General features: G+C 67.7%; 25 protein-coding genes. 7 read left to right on the forward strand and 18 right to left on the reverse strand.

Annotation, left to right across the window (positions count from 1 at the left end):
- Nucleotides 1-481: 481 nt before the first annotated feature.
- The 6 genes from ACWDSI_RS18955 to ACWDSI_RS18980 all read right to left on the reverse strand — a co-directional run bounded on the left by ACWDSI_RS18955 (nucleotide 482) and on the right by ACWDSI_RS18980 (nucleotide 5,265).
- Nucleotides 482-1,285, reverse strand: a complete 804-nt coding sequence (locus tag ACWDSI_RS18955; protein ID WP_449757459.1) for a DUF1542 domain-containing protein — start codon at nucleotides 1,283-1,285, stop codon at nucleotides 482-484.
- A gap of 97 nt (nucleotides 1,286-1,382) precedes the next feature.
- The gene (locus tag ACWDSI_RS18960; RefSeq protein ID WP_449757460.1) at nucleotides 1,383-2,510 is read right to left on the reverse strand and encodes an LmeA family phospholipid-binding protein; all 1,128 of its coding nucleotides are present in this window, start codon (nucleotides 2,508-2,510) and stop codon (nucleotides 1,383-1,385) included.
- A gap of 51 nt (nucleotides 2,511-2,561) precedes the next feature.
- Nucleotides 2,562-3,371: a carbon-nitrogen hydrolase family protein gene (locus tag ACWDSI_RS18965; protein WP_449757461.1), complete on the reverse strand. Its 810-nt coding sequence runs from the start codon at nucleotides 3,369-3,371 to the stop codon at nucleotides 2,562-2,564.
- Nucleotides 3,372-3,387: 16 nt separating this feature from the next.
- On the reverse strand, nucleotides 3,388-4,140 hold the full coding sequence (locus tag ACWDSI_RS18970; RefSeq protein WP_449748146.1) for a class I SAM-dependent methyltransferase: 753 nt from the start codon (nucleotides 4,138-4,140) through the stop codon (nucleotides 3,388-3,390).
- Between the two features lie 29 nt (nucleotides 4,141-4,169).
- Nucleotides 4,170-4,679: a DUF2505 domain-containing protein gene (locus tag ACWDSI_RS18975; protein ID WP_449748057.1), complete on the reverse strand. Its 510-nt coding sequence runs from the start codon at nucleotides 4,677-4,679 to the stop codon at nucleotides 4,170-4,172.
- Between the two features lie 91 nt (nucleotides 4,680-4,770).
- On the reverse strand, nucleotides 4,771-5,265 hold the full coding sequence (locus ACWDSI_RS18980) for a DUF2505 domain-containing protein (RefSeq protein ID WP_449757462.1): 495 nt from the start codon (nucleotides 5,263-5,265) through the stop codon (nucleotides 4,771-4,773).
- Between the two features lie 87 nt (nucleotides 5,266-5,352).
- On the opposite strand from ACWDSI_RS18980, the gene ACWDSI_RS18985 reads away from it, so the two are divergent.
- On the forward strand, nucleotides 5,353-6,432 hold the full coding sequence (locus ACWDSI_RS18985; RefSeq protein ID WP_449757463.1) for a UDP-N-acetylmuramate dehydrogenase: 1,080 nt from the start codon (nucleotides 5,353-5,355) through the stop codon (nucleotides 6,430-6,432).
- Between the two features lie 82 nt (nucleotides 6,433-6,514).
- Here ACWDSI_RS18985 and ACWDSI_RS18990 read toward each other — a convergent pair whose 3' ends face one another.
- The 6 genes from ACWDSI_RS18990 to ACWDSI_RS19015 form a co-directional block, all read right to left on the reverse strand.
- Complete coding sequence (locus ACWDSI_RS18990; RefSeq protein ID WP_449757464.1) at nucleotides 6,515-7,603, reverse strand: alpha/beta fold hydrolase; 1,089 nt, start codon at nucleotides 7,601-7,603, stop codon at nucleotides 6,515-6,517.
- A gap of 51 nt (nucleotides 7,604-7,654) precedes the next feature.
- Nucleotides 7,655-8,560 carry a MerR family transcriptional regulator gene (locus ACWDSI_RS18995; protein WP_449757465.1) on the reverse strand — a complete coding sequence of 302 codons (906 nt, stop codon included), beginning with the start codon at nucleotides 8,558-8,560 and terminating at the stop codon, nucleotides 7,655-7,657.
- Between the two features lie 66 nt (nucleotides 8,561-8,626).
- Nucleotides 8,627-8,923, reverse strand: coding sequence for a DUF2516 family protein (locus tag ACWDSI_RS19000; protein ID WP_449748147.1), 297 nt, complete (start codon nucleotides 8,921-8,923; stop codon nucleotides 8,627-8,629).
- 69 nt (nucleotides 8,924-8,992) lie between these two features.
- Nucleotides 8,993-9,901 (reverse strand): heparin-binding hemagglutinin, encoded by a 909-nt coding sequence (locus tag ACWDSI_RS19005; RefSeq protein ID WP_449757466.1) that lies wholly within the window; start codon nucleotides 9,899-9,901, stop codon nucleotides 8,993-8,995.
- 128 nt (nucleotides 9,902-10,029) lie between these two features.
- On the reverse strand, nucleotides 10,030-10,515 hold the full coding sequence (locus tag ACWDSI_RS19010) for a helix-turn-helix domain-containing protein (protein ID WP_449748063.1): 486 nt from the start codon (nucleotides 10,513-10,515) through the stop codon (nucleotides 10,030-10,032).
- Nucleotides 10,516-10,609: 94 nt separating this feature from the next.
- Entirely contained in the window at nucleotides 10,610-11,917 is a 1,308-nt protein-coding gene (locus tag ACWDSI_RS19015; RefSeq protein ID WP_449748148.1) for a DUF445 domain-containing protein, read from the reverse strand.
- 85 nt (nucleotides 11,918-12,002) lie between these two features.
- On the opposite strand from ACWDSI_RS19015, the gene ACWDSI_RS19020 reads away from it, so the two are divergent.
- Both ACWDSI_RS19020 and ACWDSI_RS19025 read left to right on the forward strand, forming a co-directional pair.
- Nucleotides 12,003-12,818, forward strand: a complete 816-nt coding sequence (locus ACWDSI_RS19020; protein WP_449757481.1) for a TetR/AcrR family transcriptional regulator — start codon at nucleotides 12,003-12,005, stop codon at nucleotides 12,816-12,818.
- Nucleotides 12,811-13,239 (forward strand): hypothetical protein, encoded by a 429-nt coding sequence (locus ACWDSI_RS19025; protein ID WP_449757467.1) that lies wholly within the window; start codon nucleotides 12,811-12,813, stop codon nucleotides 13,237-13,239. Before ACWDSI_RS19020 ends, ACWDSI_RS19025 begins: the two co-directional genes overlap by 8 nt.
- Nucleotides 13,240-13,252: 13 nt before the next feature.
- On the opposite strand, the gene ACWDSI_RS19030 is transcribed toward ACWDSI_RS19025, so the two are convergent.
- Nucleotides 13,253-14,434, reverse strand: a complete 1,182-nt coding sequence (locus ACWDSI_RS19030) for a benzoate/H(+) symporter BenE family transporter (RefSeq protein ID WP_449748065.1) — start codon at nucleotides 14,432-14,434, stop codon at nucleotides 13,253-13,255.
- A 63-nt stretch (nucleotides 14,435-14,497) separates the two neighbouring features.
- On the opposite strand from ACWDSI_RS19030, the gene ACWDSI_RS19035 reads away from it, so the two are divergent.
- On the forward strand, nucleotides 14,498-15,061 hold the full coding sequence (locus tag ACWDSI_RS19035) for a helix-turn-helix domain-containing protein (RefSeq protein WP_449757468.1): 564 nt from the start codon (nucleotides 14,498-14,500) through the stop codon (nucleotides 15,059-15,061).
- 68 nt (nucleotides 15,062-15,129) lie between these two features.
- Here the strand turns inward: ACWDSI_RS19035 and ACWDSI_RS19040 are convergent, their stop codons facing one another.
- The 4 genes from ACWDSI_RS19040 to ACWDSI_RS19055 form a co-directional block, all read right to left on the reverse strand.
- A complete protein-coding gene (locus tag ACWDSI_RS19040; RefSeq protein WP_449757469.1) occupies nucleotides 15,130-15,951 on the reverse strand; it encodes a heparin-binding hemagglutinin in 822 nt (273 codons plus the stop codon).
- A 206-nt stretch (nucleotides 15,952-16,157) separates the two neighbouring features.
- A complete protein-coding gene (locus tag ACWDSI_RS19045) occupies nucleotides 16,158-17,045 on the reverse strand; it encodes a 3-hydroxybutyryl-CoA dehydrogenase (protein WP_449757470.1) in 888 nt (295 codons plus the stop codon).
- 165 nt (nucleotides 17,046-17,210) lie between these two features.
- Nucleotides 17,211-18,497, reverse strand: coding sequence for an isocitrate lyase (gene aceA / locus ACWDSI_RS19050; protein WP_449748069.1), 1,287 nt, complete (start codon nucleotides 18,495-18,497; stop codon nucleotides 17,211-17,213).
- 429 nt (nucleotides 18,498-18,926) lie between these two features.
- Nucleotides 18,927-19,673: a hypothetical protein gene (locus ACWDSI_RS19055; protein ID WP_449757471.1), complete on the reverse strand. Its 747-nt coding sequence runs from the start codon at nucleotides 19,671-19,673 to the stop codon at nucleotides 18,927-18,929.
- 81 nt (nucleotides 19,674-19,754) lie between these two features.
- Here ACWDSI_RS19055 and ramB point away from each other — a divergent pair, with 81 nt between their 5' ends.
- From ramB to ACWDSI_RS19070, 3 genes are all read left to right on the forward strand, one after another.
- Nucleotides 19,755-21,173, forward strand: a complete 1,419-nt coding sequence (gene ramB / locus ACWDSI_RS19060; RefSeq protein ID WP_449757472.1) for an acetate metabolism transcriptional regulator RamB — start codon at nucleotides 19,755-19,757, stop codon at nucleotides 21,171-21,173.
- Between the two features lie 185 nt (nucleotides 21,174-21,358).
- Nucleotides 21,359-22,633, forward strand: a complete 1,275-nt coding sequence (locus ACWDSI_RS19065) for a lipase family protein (protein ID WP_449757473.1) — start codon at nucleotides 21,359-21,361, stop codon at nucleotides 22,631-22,633.
- A 190-nt stretch (nucleotides 22,634-22,823) separates the two neighbouring features.
- Nucleotides 22,824-24,182, forward strand: a complete 1,359-nt coding sequence (locus ACWDSI_RS19070; protein WP_449757482.1) for a lipase family protein — start codon at nucleotides 22,824-22,826, stop codon at nucleotides 24,180-24,182.
- Here the strand turns inward: ACWDSI_RS19070 and ACWDSI_RS19075 are convergent.
- Nucleotides 24,169-24,636: a MaoC family dehydratase gene (locus ACWDSI_RS19075; protein ID WP_449757474.1), complete on the reverse strand. Its 468-nt coding sequence runs from the start codon at nucleotides 24,634-24,636 to the stop codon at nucleotides 24,169-24,171. The genes ACWDSI_RS19070 and ACWDSI_RS19075 overlap by 14 nt on opposite strands.
- Nucleotides 24,637-24,655: the final 19 nt, after the last annotated feature.

Raw genomic sequence — 24,655 nt, forward strand, 5'->3', positions numbered from 1 at the left:
CCACCCATCGAATACGAGACGCGCTACCGTGACACCGTCGCCTCCAAAGCGGAGGTGGCCTAAACCAGGTCTCCATCCGATCCAGGACGGTTCATGAGCTCATCCCGCTGGTTGAGCTTGTCGAAACCACCCACACCCGCAAGTTGAGCCGTCGCCCGCTGGTTGAGCTTGTCGAAACCACCGACCGTGGGCACGCTCAACGCCGATCCGGGCACGCTCAACCGGGTTCCGGGCACGCTCAACCGAGATCCGGGCACGCTCAACCGAGATCCGGACACGCTCAACGCCGATCCGGGCACGCTCAACCGGGTTCCGGGCACGCTCGACCGGGTTCCGGGCACGCTCAACGGGGATCTGGGCACGCTCAACCGAGATCCGGGCACGCTCGACCGGGTTCCGGGCACGCTCAACGGGGATCTGGGCACGCTCAACGGGGATCTGGGCACGCTCGACCGGGATCTGGGCACGCTCGACGGGTGGGTCAGAAGTCGAAGCCGCCGAAGTCTCCCCCACCGAAGTCGCCGCCGCCCCAGTCGCCGCCGGAATCACCGCCGCCCCAGTCGCCGCCACCCTGGTCGCCGTAGTCGCCGCCCTGGTCGCCGTAATCGCCCGAGTCGAGGGCGCCGCCGTCGGAGCCGTCACCGGCCCCGCTTTCGAACGAGCTCGCGTCGTAGGGCACACCGTGCATGCCGGAGAACATCGTGGAGAACAACAGCATCGAGCCCACACCCCAGGCACCGCCGATCAACGCGGGCTTCCACCACGGTTCGGAGTACCAGCCGGCCGGCACCGGACGGCCGGCCACGCGCCCTCCCGGGTAGTAGTTCGGGGTGTTCGGCGACGGCGACGGCGACGCCTCCACCTTGCGGCCCTCGAAATCGACGACACGGTCCTCGGTGACCTGACCCGCGCTGCGCTGCCCGTCCAGTTCGGGGATCGCAGGACCGGGATCGAGATTCATCGCGGTGCGCGCCGCACGGATGTAGTACAGCCCCTCGAGTGCGGTCTGCTTGGCCAGCCGCGCCTGCGCGGGCGTGGAGGCCTGGTCGATCTGCGACCCGGCGGCATTGAGTCGTTCACCGGCGTCGGCAAGTGCCTGCTTGGAGGCCGGCGAGTCGCCGACCAGCATGTAGACCTGCCCACCGAGACGCTCGATGGCCTGACGGGCGTCGGCCTTGGCGTCGTCGAGGGTGCGGGCGTTGGAGGCGCCGGACCGTCGCTGGCTGACCACCACCACCCCGACGACCAGGGCAACGACGATCACGATCAAGAGCAGGGTGCTCATCTTCTCCTCCAGCGGCGGGTCGCTCGGATCGGCGGGCCCGCCTGACGAAATCGGACATTCACCAACGAGCGTACCGGCGTCGCGGCAGTGGCAGCGGTCAGAGAACCTTGCAGCCGCCCGCGTTGCCACCGGTTTCCGACGAGGTGAGCTTCACGTCCTTGCCCGCGATCGAGAAGTCGACGCCCTGTTCGGTCACCTTGAGGTTGCGGACGTCGATCTCGTCGAAGAACGGCCCGAACAACGACGTGGACACCCCGTCGACGATCTCCTGGGCGAAGTTCGCCGGAATCCCGAAGATGAAGGCACTGGCCTTGACCACTTCGAAGTGGATGTGACCGTCGGTGACGACGGGTTTGATCGTGGTGGAAACGGGAATCGGCAGGAAGGCCATCTGGAACGACGACTGCACATCGACCGTGCCGTCGGCGGGATTGCCGGTCATCGACTCGATGGTGGCGCCCTGCACGATGTCGGTGTTACCGCCCGTGCCGTTGGTGCCGCCCGTGCCGTTGGTGCCACCCGTTCCGTTGGTGCCGCCCGTGCCGCCCGTGCCGTTCTGGCTCATCCCCTGCTCGCCCAGATCCACCACACGGGAGAACGGGATGTAGCCCGCACCGTTGAGTGAGCCGACGGTGGTGGTGTCACCGCTGGCGGTGATGTCCTCGGCGCGCACGTGCATGCGGGTACCGCCGGCACCGTCGTCGGTGTCCACCTGGACGTACGGGATCGATCCGCCGCCGAAGCCCTGCATCAGGATCGGGGTACGGCTCAGCGAGACGCTGGTGGGGACCCCGGTGAGGGCGCTGAATTGCTGGTCGAGGCAGTCGGTGACGCGTTTGCGCAGGATCAGTTCGGAGGCCACCGCGCCGATCACCAGGATCAGCACCAGCCCCAGCGCGGTCAGCCCGACGATCTTCGCGGTTCGTCGTCCGCCCGCAGGGGCGGTCTTGACCGGTTCCCCGGATGGATCGGGTTGCGGTGCCGGCGCCTCGTCGACCACCGCGGTCTGCGACCCGGTGGAGAACCGCGCCGTCTCGGCACGCCGCACCTGCGAGTAGGCGCGAGGTTCCGGCTCGGTGGGCGACGGCTCGAACCGCTCGGTGCCGGGCGCAGTTCCGGAGCCCGTGTCGGCCCCGGGGCTCGGCACGGCCTGTGTTCCGTCTTCGGGTACCGGCGTCCACTCGTCGTCGCCGGATGCCGGCGCCGGCTTTTCGTTGTCGGTCATGATGTCGCCTCGCTCCGTGTCGGCGGTCTCCGGGGATGGGCCCGGATCGAGTCAGAAGGTCTTCCGGTTGGCCAGGACGGCGAGCTGCTCACGCGCGGTGGTGACGAGCGACAGATCGATGTCGTGCACACCGACCGTGTGACCTGGACCATATGCGGCGACCACGGTACCGAAGGGATCTGTGATTTGGCTGTGGCCGACCCCGGTGGGCGCACTGCCGTCGCGCACGGCGGGATCCGACGGCTCGGCTTGCCCGACCGCCGCGACGAACGTCGTGGAATCCAGGGCGCGCGCGGTGGCCAGGATCTGCCACTGATGCACCTTTCCCGGACCCGATCCCCACGATGCAGGCACCACGATCAACTCGGCGCCACGGTCGGCGAGCGTGGTGAACAGCGAGGGGAACCGGATGTCGTAACAGGTGGCGACCCCGACCGCGACACCGTCGACGTCGACCACCACCGGGCTCGTCCCGGCCGCCACCGTGCGGGACTCCTGGAAGCCGAAGGCGTCGTAGAGATGGATCTTGTCGTAGGACTCCACCCGACCGTCCGACAACGCGATGACCAGCGTGTTACGCACTCGTCCGCGATCGTCGGCGGTGTCGCCGGCCGGGGTGAACATGCCCGCGACGACGGTGACCCCGTAGGCGGCGGCGATCGCCGACACCTCACCGGCCCACGGGCCGTCGACCGACTCGGCGACCGGTCCGAGCGGCACCCCGAAACGACACATGGTGGCCTCCGGGAACACCACGAGTGAGGCGCCGGCCGCCGCGGCGTCGGCGGTCGCGTCGGCGACGAGCCTCAGGTTGGCGGAGGGATCATCGCTCGAACTGATCTGGGCCATGGCGATGCGCATGGCCACACCCTAGTTGCTATTCGCGAGGGGCCACCACGGCCCAGGGAACGGTCAACACACTGTCTGTCATTCGATTGCGGGACACCTGCACCGGCACACCGGACTCGGCGAGCAGCCGCAGCGCCGCGCGCCAGCGGGCCCGCGGACCGAAGGGGGCGTGCCCGGCGGCGCGGTCCCAGCAGTCGTCGGCGGCGGCGAGAAGATCGTGGACGGGTTCGCCGGGCACGTTGTGGTGGATGAGTGCCTTGGGCAGTCGCGGTGCCAGTTGCGAGGGGCGTTCGGTGTGCGCCGGGGCCCAGCACAGGGTCAGGCTGAGCGGACCGTCGGCGTCGAGGAGGACCCACGCGCAGCGCCGGCCGATCTCGTCGCAGGTGCCTTCGACGATCAGTCCGCCGGGGCCTAGTCGGTCTGTCATCTGCCGCCAGGCGGGCCACACCTCGGACTCGTCGTACTGGCGCAGCACGTTGAAGGCGCGGACCAGTTGGGGTCGCAGACCGGCGAGTTCGAACCCGCCCACCGCGAACCGCACCCCGTCACGCGCCTCGACCACCCGGTCGGGATCGATCTCGAGTCCCACCATCTCCAGGCCGGGTGCCACCGCCCGCAGCCGGTGCGCCATCTCCACGGTGGTGTCGGGTCGGGCTCCGTAGCCCAGGTCGACGATCAGCGGCCGCGACACCTGATGCAGTGCCGAGCGGATCGCCGGGTGGTGGGCCATCCAGCGATCCACCCGGCGCAGCCGGTTGATGTTGGTGGTGCCGCGGGTGATGCGGCCGGACGGATTCAGGCCGGAATGGGTCAGAGGTTCTTGGTGATCCAGTCGGCCGCGTATTCGGCCTCGGCGCGGAACAGGTCCACCAGGTTCACCAGCATGAGCTGTTCGAGCTTGCCGTTGATGAACGGGATGAACACCTTGACCTCGGTGGTCTTACGGATGGTGCAGCCGGTTTCGGTGGGAAACAGTTCTTGCCAGCCGTTGAGGCTGCCGGGACCGGCGGGGATCGACGCGGTGTAATCGCCCTTGGTGTTGTCGACGTCGAACGGACCGAAGCTCTCCTCGCGCGTGATCACCATGTCCTTCATCAACACGGTGTGCGCGATGGCCGGGAGCTGGTCGCGTCCGATGGTCTGTTTGAGCACCACCCGCATGCCGGTCTCGTCGGAACGGAAGTCCTCCACCGAACAGTGCGGGGAAATCATCTGGAATCCGGCCATCATGTCGTCCCAGTACTGGCGGGTGCTCTGCGCCTGGTAGAGCTTCTCCACGGGATGCTTGTAGCGCGCTGAATAGCTGAGCCGTCGTGCCATGGTAGAAGAGGCTACGTCAGGTTCAGTGGGCGACCAAAGTCGAGGTCAGCGCCCGCAAGTCAGGGATGGTCCGGATCAGGGATGGTCCGGATCAGGGATGGTCCGCAGCCCAGGTGACGGTTTGCTCACGTTCGGCGTCGAGGAGTGCCCCGATCTCGTTGATGACCACCTTCTCGATCTTGCCGCCGACAAACGGTATGGCGACCGTCACCTCCGCGGTGTAGTCGGCGTGCGCCGGGTTCCCCGACACCGTGAACGTGCCGTCGACCTTGGCCGAGACACCGCTGATCGAGGCCGTGATCGTTCCGGTGATCGTGTCGCCGGTACGGGTGAACACGACGGCGCGTGGGATGTCGAGATCTCCGGGCCGCACCTTGGTGACCATCGGCGGCAGATGACTCTCCGGTATCCCCTGCTGCATCTGGACGGTGACGGTGTCGCCGTCGATGGTGAGCGAGTCGAGTTTGCCGTGGCTGGAGTTGATGGCCTCGAGCAGGTCGTGCCAGTACTGCTCGGTGGACACGATCTCCCAGTACCGCGCCACCGTGAACGGGTAGGTGACCGTGTGTTCCAGCTTGCTCGCCATGACTGAGCAGACTACCCGAGGCGGCGCAGAATACCCGGGCGGCACAGACTCCCGAGGCAACGTCGGGCGCTCGGTTACGGTTGGTCCGTGACGGACATTCCCGCGAGCACCGCGACGCCGCTGGCCGAGTTGACGACGCTGCGTCTGGGCGGACCTCCGCGCAGGTTGGTCCGCTGCCCGGATACGCGGAGCGTGGTCGAGGAGGTCACCGCACTCGACCGGGAGTCCGAGCCGGTGCTGATCGTGGGCGGTGGCTCCAATCTGGTGGTTGCCGACGAGGGCTTCGACGGTACGGCTGTCGTGATCGAGAGCGACCGAGTGGATTTCGGGACGGGACGCGAATCAGGGCGCTCCCACGTCACCGCCGACGCCGGTGTCGTATGGGATGACCTCGTCGCGGCCGTCGTGGACGCCGGATTCGGTGGCCTCGAATGCCTGTCGGGTATTCCCGGGGCGGCCGGTGCGACGCCGGTACAGAATGTCGGCGCCTACGGTGTGGAGGTGGCCGATGTGCTGCGCAGCGTTCAGGTACTCGACCGCCGCGCGGGCACGCTGCGGTGGGTGTCGCCGGGTGAACTGGGTCTGGGGTATCGCACCAGTAACCTGAAGCACCGCAACGACTTCGTCGTGGTGGCGGTCTCGTTCTGGCTCAACGACGATCGCCTCGGTCAGCCCCTGCGCTACCGGGACCTCGCCGCACGCCTCGACGTCGCCGAGGGTTCCCGGGTTGACGCCGCGACACTGCGGGATCTGGTGCTGGAGTTGCGTCGCGGCAAGGGCATGGTGCTCGACGCCGACGACCACGACACATGGAGTGCGGGTTCGTTTTTCACCAATCCGATCATCGACTCCGAGTCGGTGCCGGAAATCATGCGCCGAATCCACGAGTGTGTCGGCGCCGACATCTCGGTACCCGCCTATCCGATGATCGACGGGCTGAAGCTCTCGGCCGCGTGGCTGATCGAGCGTGCCGGCTATGCCAAGGGATACCCCGGACCCGGTTCGGCGGTGCGGCTGTCCACCAAACACACTCTGGCACTGACCAATCGGGGTGACGCCACCACCGACGAGCTGCTCGACCTGGCCCGCGATGTGCGGTCGGGAGTGGCACAGGCCTTCGGTGTGACGCTGCAACCGGAGCCGGTGCTCGTCAACTGCGCGCTGTAGCGCGGCGAGAATACATCGTCAGACTGTTCTGGCTCGAGACGCCACCGCCCGGGGCTGTGTTCCGGCTGGATCTGCCGCTCGTTCAGCCCCCGGCGCCAGGAATCGAGCCGACCGGTTGAGGCGCGGCGGCCAGCAGGTCGTCGAGCAACGCGTTGACCCTCTGGTCGGCCTCGATGGTCGACATGTGCCCCACTCCGTCAAGCACCACCAGCTCACGCAGATGCCCGGACCGCGCCAGCACATCGGCCATCTGGTCGGCATGGGAGCGGGGGGTCAGCCGGTCTTCGGTGCCCACCACCAGGGTCACCGGCACCGTGAGCGCGTCGAGCCCCGCGGTCACGTCGAGATGCCCCATGGCGGCACCCCATCGCCCGCGGGCGCGGGCGGGGCACGCCGAGATCATCTCGTCGACAAAGGCCACATGCGATGCGCGGGCGTGCGATCCCAGCGCGATGTAATGCGCCAGCAGGGGGCTGTAGTGGTTGTGCGGCAACGGGACCGGCGCAGAGGTGAATATTCGACTCACCGCGGGCGCGAACGGCCTGCTGTAGCGCGGCAGGTCGACGGGGATCAGCAGGTGATTCTGCACCACGGCCTTGGCCGCGGTGGAGGCGAGCACCACCTGCGAGACCATGGTGGACACCTTCTCCGGGTACTGCGCCGCCCAGGACATGACCGTCATCCCGCCCATGCTGTGACCGATCAGGACGGCGCGGCGACCGGGCGGCACCACGGCGGCGAGCACGGCATCGAGGTCTTGGCCGAGCATGGCGATGGTGGGGCGCCGGCGGCCTAGTTCACTGGCACCGTGACCGCGCTGGTCGTAGGCCACAAAGGTGTGGCTGTCGGCGAGATGGTTGATCTGCGGATTCCAGTAGTGGGTGTTGCAGGCCCAGCCGTGGACCGCGACGATCACGTCGCCGGTGTCGGCGGCGGTGGGGTCGGGGCCGTACACCTCGACGTTGAGCCGGGTTCCGTCGGACGTCGACACCGCAGGCCGGGCGCATGGGGCCACGGGGTCGGCGAGCAGGGCGTCCGGGCCGTCGTCGACGGCGGGTTCACCGCGTAACGCGTCGCGCACCATCCCGGCGGCGTTGGTACCCATGCCCACGGCGACCGCGGCGACACCCGCAGCCACTCCGGCACCGATCAGCCAGGCTTTCCGGTTCACGCGCTGTCACATCCCCTCGCAGACGGGAGCACCCCGTCGACGGCGGAGTGCTCAGGAGTTGTCGGCCGCCGACTCCGCGGCCGCGGTGGGCGCCGAACCGTCGGCGCCCACGCGATGTGATGTAACACTACTCGTTGTCACGTTATTGTCGAGGCCGCCGTCCGTGGCATGGCCGGTCGCGGGCTCGCTCGGCACGGGCTCGCTCGGCACGGGCTCGTCGGCGGTGGGGGGCTCGTCGGCGGCGGCATCGAAGTAGGTCGACGCCTCGCCGATCGCCTTGGAGATCTCGTCGTCGAGAGCCTTGCGGAAGGTGGTCTCGACGATGTCGTGTGCCATCGGGCGGACGGTCCCGATGAGTTCGGCCATCTTGCTGATGTTGGCCTCGCCCAGGTCGGGCAGGTTCTCGTCGAAGTACTTGTCGGTGATGATCGAGACGAAACTCTTCGCGGCGTCTTCGAGGTCAGCCTGTACGCGCACGAAGCGGTCGAGGAGGACGTCGATGTCGATTCCGCTCTTCACGAGCACCTCGGCACCTTCGAGTACCTCGGGATTCTTGATCGCGTAGTGGGCGCCGTCCTTGACGAGGAGGCCGAGTTTCTGGCTGAGCGCGATCGAGCGGTCGCTGGCGTTGAGCGACTTGCGCAGTTCGGTGATGGTGATGGTCGCGGCGCGGCGGAAGTTGCGGAAACGACCGCCCTTCGGTTCGGCGCGCAGCACGCTCTCCACCTTCATGCCGTAGTGGGCGGCGTGCAGCAGTTCGCTGATCGTGGCGAACGTGTAGCCACGTTCGAGCATGCGGGAGATGAGATTGAGCCGCACGAGGTGTTCGGCGGAGTACCAGCCGGTGCGGCCGCGGATGACCGGCGGCGGCAGGAGCCCGCGGTCCTGGTAGACCCGGATGTTGCGAACGCTGACGCCGGACGCCTCTGCCAGGTCGTTGATCCGATACTCAGCCACGGTGGTCAGTCTATGCGGGCCGGCCCGGTGCTCTGTGCACCGCTCCGGGGGTGGGATGGTGCGACGTCACGCCCGCTTGCTGAACCAGTGCTTGCCCTGGATCGCGTCCACCCGGGGTCGCACGTCCACCAGGTAGACGAGCATCGCGACGATTCCGGCCAGGCCGAGGAAGTTGACGGCACCGAAGACCCAGATGAACAGGGTTGCCGCGGCGAGAATCGACACCCAGATGACCTTCGACTGGCGATCGACGGCCGGGAATGCGTCGGACCGCTGCACCGCGGCGTGAACCAGCGCGAGTGCAGAGGCCAGCCCGGCGACCACGGTCAGCACGAGGAGGATCAGGCTGCGCGAATAGTCCATGATGGCGAAGAAGCTCACGCGACCACTCTAGCGGGGCGGATGTCGGCGCGTGGTCGCGTGTAATCGTGGTCAGCCGGTGGCCTTCTTCGCGGGAGTGCTCTTCTTGGCTGCGGTGGTCTTCTTCGCCGCAGTGGTCTTCTTCGCCGCAGTGGTCTTCTTGGCTGCGGTGGTCTTTTTCGCCGCAGTGGTCGTCTTCGCGGGAGTGGTCTTCTTGGCTGCGGTGGTCGTCTTCGCCGGAGTCGTCTTCTTGGCTGCGGTGGACTTTTTCGCGGGAGTCGACTTCTTCGCCGCAGTGGTCTTCTTCGCCGCAGTGGTCTTCTTCGCGGGAGTGCTCTTCTTCGCTGCAGTGGTTGTCTTCGCCGCAGTGGTTGTCTTCGCCGGTGTCGACTTCTTGGCCGCAGTGGTCTTCTTCGCGGGTGCGGTCTTCTTCGCGGGCGCGGGCTTCTCGGCCGGCACCTCGGTGCCGCTCGACCCCGGCAGCAGCCCGGCCGGAGCCAGGTTGACGGCGTCGGAGTACACCTTCTCCAGCCTGGGCAGGTTCTCGCCGATGAGTGGCTGCGCCTTGATGCGTTCGATCGCGTCCTCGCCCCGTTCGGCCAGAGACGTGAGGAGCGCGGCCGCCACGGCCAGGTAGGCCTCGGCCACCTTGCGCAGTTCCTCGGGCGAGAACTTGGCCTTCAACTCGTCGATCTCGGCGGGCAGTTCCACCGGCAACGACGACAGCTTCTCCTTCGCGTCCTCGAATGTGGCGAGCGCGAGCGACAACGCGTCGTCGATCTTGGCCTGCGCGGTGCCGGTGGTTTCGCCGATCCTCGCCTGGGCGGTCGACGCCGTCTCGACGAGCTTGGTCTGGGCGGTCTCGGCGGTCTCCGCGAGCCGGGCTTGCGCCTGCTCGCCCGCCGCCTCACTCCTGTCGCGGACATCTGCCAGCAGCGCAGACACCTGCGCGAAAGCGGTCGACAGCGGATTCTCGGTCATGGATGCTCACTCCTCGACTGGATGGCCGATGTGTTCGGCGACCAGTTCGCCGGACGCACCTCCAGAATGCCCGCACGCACATCCAACACCGCGACAGACACGCGGCGGAGGCCGTTGATGATCGGCGATCACTCCTCGACGAGGTGCCCGGCGTTCTGTTCTTCCGCGTTCTGCAGTGCGGTGTTCTCCCGCTGGAACGACTCGTAGATCTCGAGCAGCATCTGCTTCTGCCGCTCGCTGATCGACGTGTCGACGAGAAGCGCGTCGCGCACCGGACTCGCCGGACGTTCTTCCAGGATGCCCGCGCGGACGTACAGCACCTCGGCCGAGACGCGGAGGCCCTTGGCGATCTGGGCCAGCACGTCGGCCGACGGTTTGCGCAGGCCGCGCTCGATCTGGCTGAGATAGGGGTTGCTCACCCCGGCCCGTTCGGCGAGCTGACGCAGGGACACCTCGGCGGCCACCCGCTGCGACCGGATGAACGACCCGATGTCGGAGGCGGCGGTGGCCACCGCATCCTGTGCTGCGCTCGCCACCGACTCGACCGTGCTGGTCGGACCATCGGATGATCCGGCGTCGTCGCGCAGCTGCTCGTCGTTGCCGTCGGTAGACATCTCACTCCCGAAAGTCGGTTCGGTCCCAAGTATCCGCCCCGGGTGCTAGCTCGTGCAAGCAGGGCGAGGCCGAGGCGTTTCGAGGTCGAGCGGGTCAGCTGAAGATCAGCACCGACACCGTGTAGATCGCGAGGCCGGCGAGCGATCCCACGACGGTGCCGTTGATCCGGATGAACTGCAGGTCACGACCAACCTGGAGTTCGATCTTGCGGCTCGTGTCGTCGGCGTCCCAGCCACGCACCGTCTCGGTGATGACCGAGATGATCTCCCGCGAGTAGTTCGCGGCGACGTGATGGGCCACCCGGGCCACCCAGCCGTTCATCTTCTCCTGCAGCGGCCGGTCGTCGCGGATCCGCACGGCGAGGCGCACCACCGCATCCGACAGCGTGTTCCGCAGGGTGCTGTTGGGGTCCTCGAGCATCTGCTCGATGACCGCCTTGCCGGTCTGCCACGCCGTCGACGCGGCATCGGCCACCTCGTCGCTGCCCACCAGATCGTGTTTGATGCCCTCGAAACGCGCGATCATCTCCGGATCGTGCTGCAGGTCGTGGGCGAACTGCTCGACGAACTGGTGCATCGAGCGGCGCATCTCGTGGTCGGGGTCGGTCTTGACCTTCCAGGTGAAGTCGACGAGTTCGCGGTAGATCTTGTCGCCCACCAGGTTGCTCACGAACTTGGGTTTCCACGACGGTCCGACGTCGCGGTCCACCACCCGTTCGATCAGGTCCTGACTGCCCTGAGCCCAGTCGTAGGCGCGGTCGCATAGCAGTTGGAACACCGGGTCGAGGCGGTCCTCATCGATGAGCTGCTCCAGGATGCGACCGATCGGGGGCGCCCATTCGGGTTCGGCCGCCCATCTGAGGATCGCCTGAATGAACTGTTCGATGTCCTCGTCGCGCAGCATCTCCGACGTCAGCGTGATCGCGCGGGCTGCCTCGTCGGAGACGCGTGGCGCGTTGGCCGGGTCGGCCAGCCACGTCGACACCCGGCGCGGCAGGTCGAGTTGCTCGGCGCGCTGCACCACCACCGCGGGTGTCATGAAGTTCTCTTCGATGAAATCGCCGAGCTGATCGCCGATCTCGTCCTTCTTCTTCCGGATCAGCGCGGTGTGCGGGATCGGCAGGCCGAGCGGATGGCGGAACAGGGCGGTGACGGCGAACCAGTCGGCGAGGGCACCCACCATGCCGGCCTCGGACGCGGCACGGACGTAACCCACCCAGGCGGCCACATCGGTGCCGTCGCGGTGCTCCAGGTAGCGCGTGAACAGATAGACGATCGCGGCGAGCACAAGAAACCCGGTGGCGACGACCTTCATCCGACGCAGATCGCGTCGTCGCTTCTCGTCGGCACCGCCGCCCGCACCGGCGAATCCGGGCGAGGTGGCGATCACCGATCGTGCCACCGGTTCCTGCTGGCCGGATACGTCCGGAATGACAGTCGACACTCCATCAGTTTTACCCCTCGCCGGGCACTACGCTGACGAAGTGATCGCCAATCGTCCCAGCCCCGCGTCGGCTGCCCGCAGCGCACTCGCGACTGCCGCGACCGTAACCCGCGGACTCGAGCAGGCGCTGCTCACAGCCGTCACCGACGGGGGCGACTCGAACGGCGCAGGCAAGCCCGACGGGCGTCGGCAGCGCTGGGAGAAGCACAAACAGGCCCGGCGGACCGAGCTGACGGACGGCACGATTGCGGCGGTCCGCGAGCTCGGCGCCGACACCGGGATGGACGAGATCGCCAACCACATCGGGGTGTCGAAGACGGTGCTCTACCGCTACTTCTCCGACAAGGCCGACCTCGGTAACGCCGTCACCGCACGGTTCTTCGAGTCCGTGCTGCTGCCCCGGCTCACCGAGGCCATCACCGACGACACCGACGAGTACACGCTCACCAGAACGGTGATCGGCGTCTATGTGCGCGCCGTCGCCGACGACCCACAGCTCTACCGCTTCGCCTTGGCCACCTCACCGACGTCGTCGGTGGGATCGGTGGAATCCGAACGCCTCGTCGCCCAGTTGCTCACCGCCGCCATCGTGGTGCGCATGACCGAGCGCTCGGGCGACGTGTCGGGGGCCGAGGTGTGGTCGCACACACTGGTCGGCGGAATCCAGCGGGCGGTGGACTGGTGGATGTCGGACACCGCCATGCCCGTCGACGACCTCATCGACTACCTGACAATGCTGGTGTGGAGTGCGGTCGTCGGCATCGGCGCGGCCAACGGATCGCGGGACGAGTTCCTGGTCCACCCGCCCGTGCTGCCGGAGCCCGAACCCGAGTCGCGGGTTGCGGGCCTCGATGACTGAGGAAACCGGTACAGGGGAATCCGGCGCAGGGGAATCCGGCGCAGGGGAATCCGGCGCAGGGGAATCCGGCGCCGCCGGGGCGGTGCGTGCCCGGCTTCGGGCCGAACTCCGCACGGCGATGAGATCCCGCGATCGGGTCGCCGTGTCGGCGCTGCGTTCGGCGCTCGCGGCCATCGACAACGCCGAATCGTCGGGCATCGCGGCACCGGCGGCCGGGGCCATCGAGAACACCGCCCTCGGACCGGGTGCGGCCGAGGTGCCCCGTCGCGAACTCAGCGACGCGGATGTGGCGGCCGTGCTGCGTGCCGAGATCAGCGAACGTGACAGCGCCGCAGCAACTCTCGATGCCGCGCAGGCCGCGGACAGGGCGGCTGAGCTGCGTGCGCAGAGCGCATTGCTCAGTCGCCTGCTGCCGGAGTGATCCGCGTCTGCCCTCACCGCGCCACACGCAACACCGCGTGCGCACCGAGTCCGACGACGAGCGCCCAGAACGCGCCGCTGATCCCGAAGAAGCTGACCCCGGCGGCCGCGGTGACGAAGCTGAGCGCCGACGGTATGCGGTATTCGTCGTGCTGCAGCGCCCCCACCACCGCGTTGGCGAATGTGGACAACAGCGCCAGACCGGCCACCGCCTCGAGCAGGCCGGCGGGCGCGACCGCGGTGATCGTGACCAGTGCCCCCGACGAGGCCGCCAGCACGAGGTAACTCACCCCGGCAGAAACGCCGGCGATCCATCGGCGACTCGGATCGGGTCCGGCCTCCTCGCCTGCGGCCAACGCCGCCGAGAGCGCGGCCAGATTGATCGCGTGACCGCCGAACGGTGCACCGATGACGGTGCCGGTCCCGGTCACCAGCATCGACGCACGCCACGGAGTCTGGTAGCCGAAGGATTTCAGAACCGCGACGCCGGGCACGTTCTGCGACGCCATCGTCACGATGTACAGCGGCAGGGCGATACCGACCAGGGCGGCGGGGTCGACGGCGGGCGTGGTCCACGACAGCGTGGGCCACCAGGTGGAGTGACCCCATCCGGCCACACCGTGCACGCCGAGGTAGATGCCGATCACCGCCAGTGCCGTGAGCAACGCCAGCGGCAGCGCCCACCGCGTGAGCCAGCGCATCGCGATCAGCCACACCAGCAGTATCGGGATGGTCAGCAGCGGTTGTGCGGCCAGCGATTTCATCGGCGCGAGACACAGTGTGAGCAGCACCCCGGCCAGCATGGCCTGCGCGATCGGTGTCGGGATACGTCCGATCAGATCGCCGAGAGCCGGGATCAGTCCGGTGGCGAGGATCAGGATTCCCACCACGAGGAAGGCGCCCACCGCGGCGGGCCATCCGGCGTGATACGAACTCCCGGCGGCCACGAGCAGCGCCGCACCGGGCGTCGACCAGGCCAGGGTGATCGGCATCCGGAAACGCACACACAGCACGATGATGCCGATCGCGAAGGTCACCGTGAGGACGAGCAGACCCGAGGCGGCCTGCCGCGGGTCGGCACCCACCGCACGCAAACCGGCGACCACCACCACGAACGACGAGGTGAAGCCGACCAGGGCGGTGACGACACCCGCGATGGCGGGTTCGACGACATCCTGTTGTGCTGTGATGGGCATCGACACAGCCTAACGCACATCGTTCCGTAAACAGAACGATGGATGAGGGGAGAACGTCGTACGGTGAGGCAGCACGATGTCCGCGACGACCGGCGCCGCGAGGTGGGCGCACGTATCGCGGCGCTTCGCTCCGCACGCGGGATGAGCCTGTCGGCGCTGGCCAGGGCGGCCGGTGTCGGTAAGGGTTCATTGTCCGAACTCGAAGCGGGACAACGTAATCCGACGCTCGACACGCTGTACGCCGTGGCCGGGCCACTCGGGGTCCCGTTGACCGCGCTGCTCGGTGAGGAGTCGGGCACCGAGGGCGGCGGCTCGTTCCTGACCGCGCGGCTGATCCACGTCGAACACCACGACGACGGTGCCACCACCGAGGTCTTCTGGCTGCGCGTGCTACCCGGTGGGCTGCGTCGCTCTCCCCCACATGGGCCCGGGGTTGTCGAACATGTGCGGGTGATCCGCGGTCACCTGCACGCGGGCCCCGAGGGCAGCGAACGCGCCGCCGGCCCGGGCGAGTCGCTGCAATGGCTCAGCGACACCCCACACACCTACCGCACCGACGACGGCGTGCTCGCGGTACTGACCATCGACTCGCCCCCACGCCCATCAGTCGAGCGCGCCGAGCGCTGAAGCGACACGGCCGACAACGAAAACGGCCCCGCATACGCGGGGCCGTTCTCGGACTGGTCGACCAGGGACTAGCTGGTGGTCTTCTTCGCCGGAGTCGTCTTCTTGGCGGTCGTGGTCTTCTTGGCCGGAGTCGTCGTCTTCTTCGCGGCGATCTTCTTCGCCGGCGAAGCGTTGGCGGTCCGTGCCTTGCCCTCGACAGTGCCTGCGGCGCCGTCGATCTTGGCTGCCGCGGTGGCGCTACGGGCCTTGGCGGTGGCACCCGCCTCCGACACCTTGGCGGCCGCGTCGTCGAGCTTCTCGCCCGCTTCGAGGGCGGCATCGTCGACGGCGTCGTTGAACTTGTCGGCGGCCTCGTCGAGCTTGTCGCCCGCCTCGCCGACCCGGGTGCTCACGATGCCGGCGAACTTCGCGGCCTGCTCACCCACGGCGCGGGTCTGATGCGACACCACACCCAGGGTGTCCTCGGTGAGGTCGACGGCCTCGTTGTAGGTCTTCTCCGCCCGGGTCAGGCCCTCCTGCACCAGCGGCTGCTGCCACAGGCGGCCCACGGCCTCTTCGCCACGCTCGGCCAGCGAGGTGTAGATCGAACCGGCCAGCTCGACGTAGCCGTCGGCGATCTTACGAATCTCCTCGGGCGAGAACCTGGCGCGCAGGTCGTCGATGGTGGACTCGATGGTGCCGGGCAGTTCGTCGGGAAGTGCGTTGAGCTTGCCCCGGGTCTCCTCGAGGCGGGTCTTGGTCTCTTCGAACCGAGCCTGTGCGGTCTCGCTGGCCGCCTCGGTACGCTCGCGCAGCCCCACCACCGCGTCGCTGACCTGCTTGACGGCGAGGTCACCGGCGCCGACGACGGCGTAGAACGGCGTGGGAAGGTTGCGATCTGCTGTGGTCATGCTGAACTCCTCATAGTTCATGGACGCCAGAAGATTTGCTGCACAACGGAATTGATTCACTCTGACGTCGTCGTGGAATCGGGATGCGACCTTGCTTGCCGCAGTCGTTGTGGTCCCAGTACCCAGTATCCACATTGTTGCTAGCAATTGCAAGCATCCTGTTAGCAGGAGCACACTCTCCGGAACCGCGGCGGCGTCGCCGCAGGTCACCGCACCGGCGAACGCTCGTCGTCCCAGCCGTAGAAGCCCCTGCCGCTCTTCTTCCCGATTCGGCCCGCCTCCACCAGGCGAACCAGCAACGGGGGCGGCGCGTAGAGCGGTTCGCGAAACTCCTGATACATGGTGTCGGCAATGGCCTTCACGGTGTCCAGTCCGACGAGGTCGGCCAGCCGCAGCGGCCCCATCGGGTGCGCGCAGCCGAGCACCATCCCCTTGTCGATGTCCTCCACCGACGCAAAACCGCTCTCCACCATACGAATTGCCGAGAGCAGGTAGGGCACCAACAGGGCGTTGACGATGAATCCCGAGCGGTCCGCCGAGCCGATCACCTGCTTGCCCAGCACGTCTTGGGCAAAGGTGTGCGCGCGTTCGCGAACGGCGTCGGCGGTGATGGGCGTGGTGACCACCTCGACGAGTGGCAGCACCGCAACGGGATGGAAGAAGTGCATGCCGATCACGCGCGCGGGGTTCTGCGTCGCCATGCCCAGCCGGGTGATCGGGATCGACGACGTGTTGGACGCGAGCACCGCCGCCGGGTCGGTGACCACCTTGTCGAGTTCGGCAAACATCCGGGTCTTGCACGGCTCGTCCTCGACAATGGCCTCGCACACCAGATCCCGGTCCGCGAGATCGCCGAGGTCGGTGGTGAACCGCAGTCGCCAGGACACCTGCTCGCGTTCGCGCTCGGTGAGCGCACCCGAGGAGACCGCGTGGTCGATCGAGGCGAGGATGCGGGTGCGGCCCGCCGCGAGCAGTTCACGGGTGTGCTCGTAGACCAGCACGTCGGCGTGCGCGCGGGCGCAGATCTCCGCGATGCCCGCGCCCATCTGGCCGGCACCGATCACCCCGACGCGGGAGATGGCCGAGTCGACCACAACGCCCTCCTCCAAAAACGAGACGCGACAACTGATTTCGTAAGCACATGGGTAACTCACCGGGTACGGGCAAAGCCCTGACATGCCAACAGGCGGCCCGCAACGGAAGTCGCGAGCCGCCTGTCTTGTTCGCCTGATGCCCGGAGAGGCGGTCGAGCCTGGTTCCTAGTGGAACTGGCCTTCCTCGGTCGAGCCCTTGAGGGCTGCGGTCGAGGTGTTGGGATCCACGGTGGTGGCGATCCGGTCGAAGTAGCCGGCGCCGACCTCACGCTGGTGCTTGGTGGCGGTGTAACCGCGCTCCTCGGCGGCGAACTCGCGCTCCTGCAGGTCGACGTAGGCGGTCATCTGCTCACGGGCGTAGCCGTAGGCGAGATCGAACATCGAGTAGTTGAGCGCGTGGAAGCCGGCCAGCGTGATGAACTGGAACTTGAAGCCCATCGCGCCGAGCTCGTTCTGGAACTTCGCGATGGTCGCGTCGTCGAGGTGCTGCTTCCAGTTGAACGACGGCGAGCAGTTGTAGGCCAGCAGCTGGTCGGGGAACTCGCTCTTGACGGCCTCGGCGAACTGGCGGGCCAGCTCCAGGTCGGGCTTGCCGGTCTCCATCCAGATGAGGTCGGCGTACGGGGCGTAGGCCTTGGCACGCGCGATGCAGGGCTCGATGCCCTTCTGCACGTTGTAGAAGCCCTCGGTGGTGCGCTCACCGGTCACGAACGGCTTGTCGCGCTCGTCGACATCCGAGGTGATCAGGGTGGCGGCCTCGGCATCGGTACGGGCGATGACGACGGTCGGGGTGTTGGCGACGTCGGCCGCGAGGCGAGCCGAGGTCAGGGTGCGGATGTGCTGCTGGGTGGGGATGAGCACCTTGCCACCGAGGTGGCCGCACTTCTTCTCCGACGCGAGCTGATCCTCCCAGTGGGTACCGGCGGCGCCGGCCTTGATCATGGCCTTCTGCAGCTCGTAGACGTTGAGCGCGCCACCGAAGCCGGCCTCACCGTCGGCCACGATCGGCACCACCCAGTTGTCCACCGACTTGTCACCCTCGACGCGGGCGATCTCGTCGGCGCGCATCATCGCGTTGTTGATGCGCTGCACCACGCTCGGCACCGAGTTGGCCGGGTACAGCGACTGGTCGGGGTAGGTGTGGCCGGAGAGGTTCGCGTCACCGGCGACCTGCCAACCCGACAGATAGATGGCCTTGAGGCCCGCGCGCACCTGCTGCACGGCCTGGTTACCGGTCAGCGCACCCAGGGCGTTGATGTAGTTGTCGCTGTTGACGCCGTCCCACAGGATCTCGGCGCCGCGGCGGGCAAGGGTGTGCTCTTCGACGACATTGCCCTGCAGTTCGGCGACCTGCTCGGCCGTGTACTCGCGGGTGATGCCCTTCCAGCGCGGGTTGGTGTCCCAGTCCTGCTGGATTTCCGCGGCGGTGCGGGGCTTTCCGACGTTGCTCATTAGCCACTTCGCTTTCGTTGTCCTACTCGGCCCGGTTGAGTCGCACGGCCAGGTGCGATCCGGGGTGCTGACAGACATCCTGAGCGCATCGCGGGTACGCAAGTGTGACCCGCGCCATACTCTCCGGCGCGGACTTTGCGAACTCTCCGACACATCTCGGTAGTGCCTACATCAAGAGTGCCACACGGCAAACATGCAGGTCCAATCGGGTTTGGAGTGTGAATACCCGCCAGTATTCTGCGCAGATTTGCAAATTTTGCGAATCTTGACATGTGAAGACTTGCCGAGTTGCCGCCAAAAAGTACGCGCGTACTGCGTTTTTGTGCCGCGCCCAACCCACTGCACCCGAGACGAGACGCGCGCCCGGATGCAACCGCACCGCACGGGATCGGCGACCTCCGAGCGCAGGTGTGTGATGGGATTCACATCTCAGTCGACGGCGTTGCGCATCGCCGTCGCGAACAGTTCCCCGAATCCGTGCGCCGACATCGGCTCGGGCGCGGGCTGCGGCGGGTTCGCGGCGTCGCTCGCCGCGCCGTTGACCGTCAGCGAGACGGTGACCACATCGTCGGCGGTCCGACGCACCAGCGCGTACCCGGAGTACCCGATCTGCGTGCGCACGGTGGCGTCGGGGAGCCGGGTGGTCACCACCGACCGCAGCACCAGGGTCTGCTCGACGTCGCCGTCGTGGGTGCTGCCCATCCGGAATCCGGCCGGGTCGGGCAGCGTGGTGGTGGAGGTGGTCACCACCGCGCCCGACAGTCCACCCGACGAGATCGTCGTCTCGGTCTGCGCGCAGTCGCCGGTGCGTTCGCGCACATCGGCGTCGATGTCGCGACGCGCGGTGGTGACCAGGGCCACCAACCCGGTGTCGGATCGGTTGGCGGCCAGCACCGCGGAGTTGGCGGCATTGAGCTGCGGGTTCAGGTCGGCGTCGGCGGTCGGACGGCACTGGGGCGGCGTCACCGGGTCGGCGCGCGTCGCGTCGATGCGGGCGCGGTCGGCCGACGCGAGATCACTCACCGAGAACTGTGCGGGTGTGAATCCAGGCGGCAACTGGCCCGGTCGCAACACCAGGTCGGCGGGGACCGCCGAGGACACCGGCGCGGGCGTCGCCCGGTCGGCGCCGCAGCCGGCGAGGAGCATCATCGACCCGGCGCACGCGGCCGCGATCACCGCCGGCGCTCTCCGTCGAAACCGCGCCGGAAATCGCACGCGGTCACCGTACCCTGGGCAGATCATGACAGGGACCGAAACATGACCCGCGCGTATGTGGGTTCGCGACTGCGCCAGCTCCGCAACGAGCGTGGCCTGTCCCAGGTGGCGCTCGCCCAGACCCTCGACATCTCGCCGTCGTATCTGAATCAGATCGAACACGACACGCGGCCGCTGACCAGTTCGGTGCTCACCCGCATCACCGAGGCGTTCGGGGTCGACGCGGGCTTCTTCGACTCGCAGGATGACGTGCGCCTGGTGGCCGAACTGCGTGAGGTGCTCCTCGACGACGACGTGGAGGCACCCGTCTCGGCCACCGACGCCCACGAGATCACCGCGATGGTCACCGCGCATCCCACGATGGCGCAGGCGATGGTCAACCTGCACCGTCGCTACCGCATCGCCATCGACCAGCTCGCCGCCGCCACCGACGACCGCAGTGACCGCGCGATGCGCGGGTCCATCACGGCCCCCCACGAAGAGGTCCGCGACTACTTCTATCAGCGCCGCAACTACATTCACGCTCTCGACATGGCCGCCGAGGAACTCACCACGCGGATGCGGATGCATTCCCAGGACGTCCGGCGCGGGATCTCCGAGCGTCTGGAGAAGACACACGGCGTCACCATCGCACCGCGCGTCGATCTCGGGGATCATCTGCTGCACCGCTTCGATCCGCAGGCGCGTCGACTGGAGGTGTCCGCGGCGCTCTCGGCCGGGCAGCGGGCATTCAAGCTGGCCGCCGAACTGGCCTTCCTCGAATACGCCGACCTGCTCGACGAACTGGCACAGGAAGGAAACTTCACCAGCGCCGAGGCCGGCTCGCTCGCGAAGTACGGCCTGGCCAACTACTTCGCCGCGGCGGTCCTGCTGCCGTATACCCAATTCCATGGCGCTGCAGAGGATTTCCGCTACGACATCGAGCGGCTCTCGGCGTTCTACTCGGTCTCCTACGAGACCATCTGCCATCGACTCTCCACCTTGCAGCGACCGAACCTGCGCGGCATCCCCTTCTCCTTTGTCCGGGTGGATCGCGCCGGAAACATGTCGAAACGTCAGTCCGCCACGGGTTTTCACTTCTCCTCCAGCGGCGGCACGTGCCCGCTGTGGAATGTGTACGAGACCTTCGCCTCCCCGGGCAAGATTCTCACCCAGATCGCCGAGATGCCCGACGGCCGCGACTACTTCTGGGTGGCGCGCACCGTCGAGCGCCGGGCGGTGCGGTTCGGGCAACCGGGTAAGACCTTCGCGATCGGCCTCGGCTGCGAGTTGCGCCACGCGGCGCGGCTGATCTACTCCGACGGCCTCGAGATCGGTCCGCAAGCGCGCATCACCCCGATCGGTGCCGGATGCCGGGTGTGCGAACGCCAGCACTGTCCGCAACGCGCGTTCCCCGCACTCGGTGCCGCGTTGCGCGTCGACGAACACCGGAGCACTGTGTCCCCATACATGGCGATCTGACCAATACAGGGCGATCTGACCCAATACATGGCGATCTGACCCAACCGGCGACAGGAGTTTCAGGCGTGTCCCTTCGTGTGTCGTCGCGCCGAGCCGCGACGATCACCGTTGCCGCGGTAGTCACCCTCGCCGGGAGCGGTGGGGCATCTGCGGAGCCACCCAACCTGGCCGCCGTACCCTCACGCGTGCCCAACACGATTGACCGGATGGTTCCGCCGCCGTCGATACCCGCGCTCACCACCATCCCGCCGAGGTCGGTGACCCCGGGCGCCGACCACGCGCTGCAGGAACTGCGCGAGGCCGTCATGCCGTCGACGACCGGGGACGAGTTCTTCGACACCTGGCCGGCGGACCTCGCCGCACACCGGCCGGGTGAGATCCTGATGAGCCGCAGCGTGGCGCCCGTGGCCGCGCCGCTGCTCGAGGTACGCGTCGCCTACATCCGACAGCTGAAGTTCGCGACCCGCGACGCGAAGGGCCTGCCGATCTTCGGCACCGCGACGTTGCTGGTGCCACCCACCCCGTGGCGGGGCCCGGGCGCCCGGCCGGTGCTGATCAACAATCCGCCGATCGTCGCGCTCGGCACCCGCTGCACCACCGGTTACACACTGGCCCACGGCAAGAGCAACGACACGAACAGCACCGACCTGAAGCCGCCCACCACCCAGGAGGCGTTGCGTCGGGGTTTCGCGGTGATCGTCCCCGACCACACCGGACCCCGGATGGCGTATGCCGAACCCTTCGTCGCGGCGCATGTGGTGCTCGACGCGGTACGCGCCGCCGACACCTACGATCCGGCCAATTTCGGTCGCGGGCGCATCGGGATGCTCGGGTATTCCGGGGGTGCGATCGCCACCAATGCCACCGCGAAACTGGTCAGCAGCTACGCACCGGAGCTGGTGCCGCGGTTCGCCGGCGCCGCCATCGGCGGTGTGCCCGCCGACTACCGGGTTCTGGCCGGTGCGATGAATGCCAATCTCGCGACCGGCGTCTTCCATGCGGCCATTCTCGGTATCGCCCGTGAACGGCCCGAGTTGCTGCCGATGGCCAACAATCTCGCGCTCTGGCTGGCCACCAACAACACGATCAAGAACCTGTGCAGCGGCACCATGGGCGATCTGGGATTGAGTTTTATTGGTACGCAAGCACTCTCGAAGGATCCCGACCCCTATCACTCGCCCGTCGCCGACGAGATCTTCCAGATCACCGACATGGCCGGGCTCAAGGCGCCGATGCCGCTGTACTTCTACCACGGTGCGCAGGAGTGGTGGATTCCCGCGTCACAGGCGCACGCCCTGTTCGCCGAGCAATGCCGACTCGGCGCCAATGCGACGTTCCGCGAGTATCCCGGCGAGCACATGACCACCGTGTTCGTGGGGTTCCCGGATGCGATGAACTGGCTCGCCGATCGGCTCAACGGCATACCCGCGGTCAACGGCTGCCCCGCCCCCCAACGCTGAGATAACGATCCCACATCGCGCAGGTCACCGATGCGTATCGAGACTCCCGAGTGAGTCGATCGTCCCACTTGGTCTTCTAGCCTCCGAACCTGAGGGGAAGCGCCGGTCGGGGGCGCTTCCCTCGGCACAGGGAGACGCCATGGTGTGCAGGGTCGGGTTCGGCTGGTGGCGTGCGGTGCGTCGCGGCGGCATGGTCGTTGCGGCGTGCCTGCTGGTGTGGCCGGTGGCAACTGCCGCCGCCGACCCGCCCAACATGATGCCCGCGCCGCCGCAACTGCCCCGGGCCATCGACGGCGCGATCGGTCCGCCGCCCTTTCCGCATCTGCAGACCATCCCGCCGCGCGCGGTGGCACCCGGCTTTGATCACCGCACCCAAGAGCTGCGGGAGGCGGTGCTGCCCACCCCCACCGGCGACCCGATGTTCGACCGCTGGCCGTCGGACCTCGCGGCGATGCGACCCGGGCAGGTCATCGCCGTGCGTGACGTCACCGCCGCCGCGGCACCGGTGGTCACCGTGCCGATCGCGTCGGCGCGGCTCATCAAGTTCCGCAGCACCGACGCCGTCGGGGCGCCGACCTACGGCACCGCCACCCTGGTGATCCCGCGCGCGGCGTCTCCGGTGACAGGTGATCGCCCGATCCTGGTGAACAATCTGCCGATCGACTCACTGGGCACCGCATGCAATCCGGGATACACACTCTCGCATGGCTTTTCGATCGCCACCGGGGTCACCGACCTGATCCCGCCCACCACTGCGCTGGCCCTCTCACACGGCTACGCCGTGCTGATACCGGACCACCAGGGACCGCGCATGGCCTACGCCGAACCGGTGGTGGCCGGCCATATCGTTCTCGACGCGATCCGCGCGGCGAGCGCCGCGGCACCGGCGAGCATCGGACGGAGTCGGGTCGCGATGACCGGCTATTCCGGCGGGGCCATCGCCACCAGGGGTGCGGTGAAGCTACTGGCCGACTATGCGCCGGAGTTGCGCGGGCGTGTCGTCGGGGCGGCTTTCGGTGGCGTGCCCGCCGACTTTCGGATGCTCGTCGGCAGCATGAACGCCAATCTGGCCACCGGACTGTTCCACGCCGCCACGTTCGGCATCGCCCGCGAACGCACCGAGATACTCACCATGGCCAACAACCCCGCGCAGTGGATTGCGACATCGCCGCTGAAGAACGTGTGCACCATCCCGATCGCGATCGCCGGCGCCACATTCCTTCCGATGCAGGTGTTCGCCACCGTCGCCGACCCGTTTCACTCGCCGGTAGCCGAGGAGATCTACCGCGTGACCAAGATGTCCGGGATGCGTTCGGCCGTACCGCTCTACATCTACAACGGCACCCAGGAGTGGTGGATACCGGCGGCCGGGGCACGCGACCTCTTTCACGAACAGTGCGCGCTCGGCGCCAACGCCACCTACCGCGAGGTCTTCGGCGAGCACCTCACCGCGGCGCTGCTCGGCTTTCCTGACGCGATGAGCTGGCTCGACGCGCGCCTGCGCGGCGTGCCGGCGGTGAACGGATGTCCCGGCGTCAGAACACGATGACGCGCACCGTTTCGGCGACGCACGCGGGTTTGGCCGATCCGTCGATCTCCACGGTCGAGCGCACCACCACCGTGACACCTGCGGCGCCCTCCTCGACGGACACGATCTCGGCGTCCGCGCGCACCCGGGCGCCGACGGGCACCGGACTGGGGAACCGCACCTTGTTGAGCCCGTAGTTGATGGTCAATTTCGGACCGGTGACGGTGAAGATGTCGCCGGCCAGCAACGGCAGCAGCGACAACGTGAGGTAACCGTGGGCGATGGTGGTACCGAACGGACCCGCCTTCGCGCGCTCGGCGTCGACGTGAATCCACTGGTGATCGCCGGTGGCCTCGGCGAAGGCATCGATGCGTTCCTGGGTGATCTCCAGCCAGTCGCCGTGGCCGAGATTCTCGCCGATCGCCGCCCTGAGCTCATCGACGGAGGTGAAGGTGCGCGATGTGATGTGAGTCATGGTGCTCAAAGTCTAACGA

The organism is Gordonia sp. NPDC003429, from assembly GCF_053588575.1.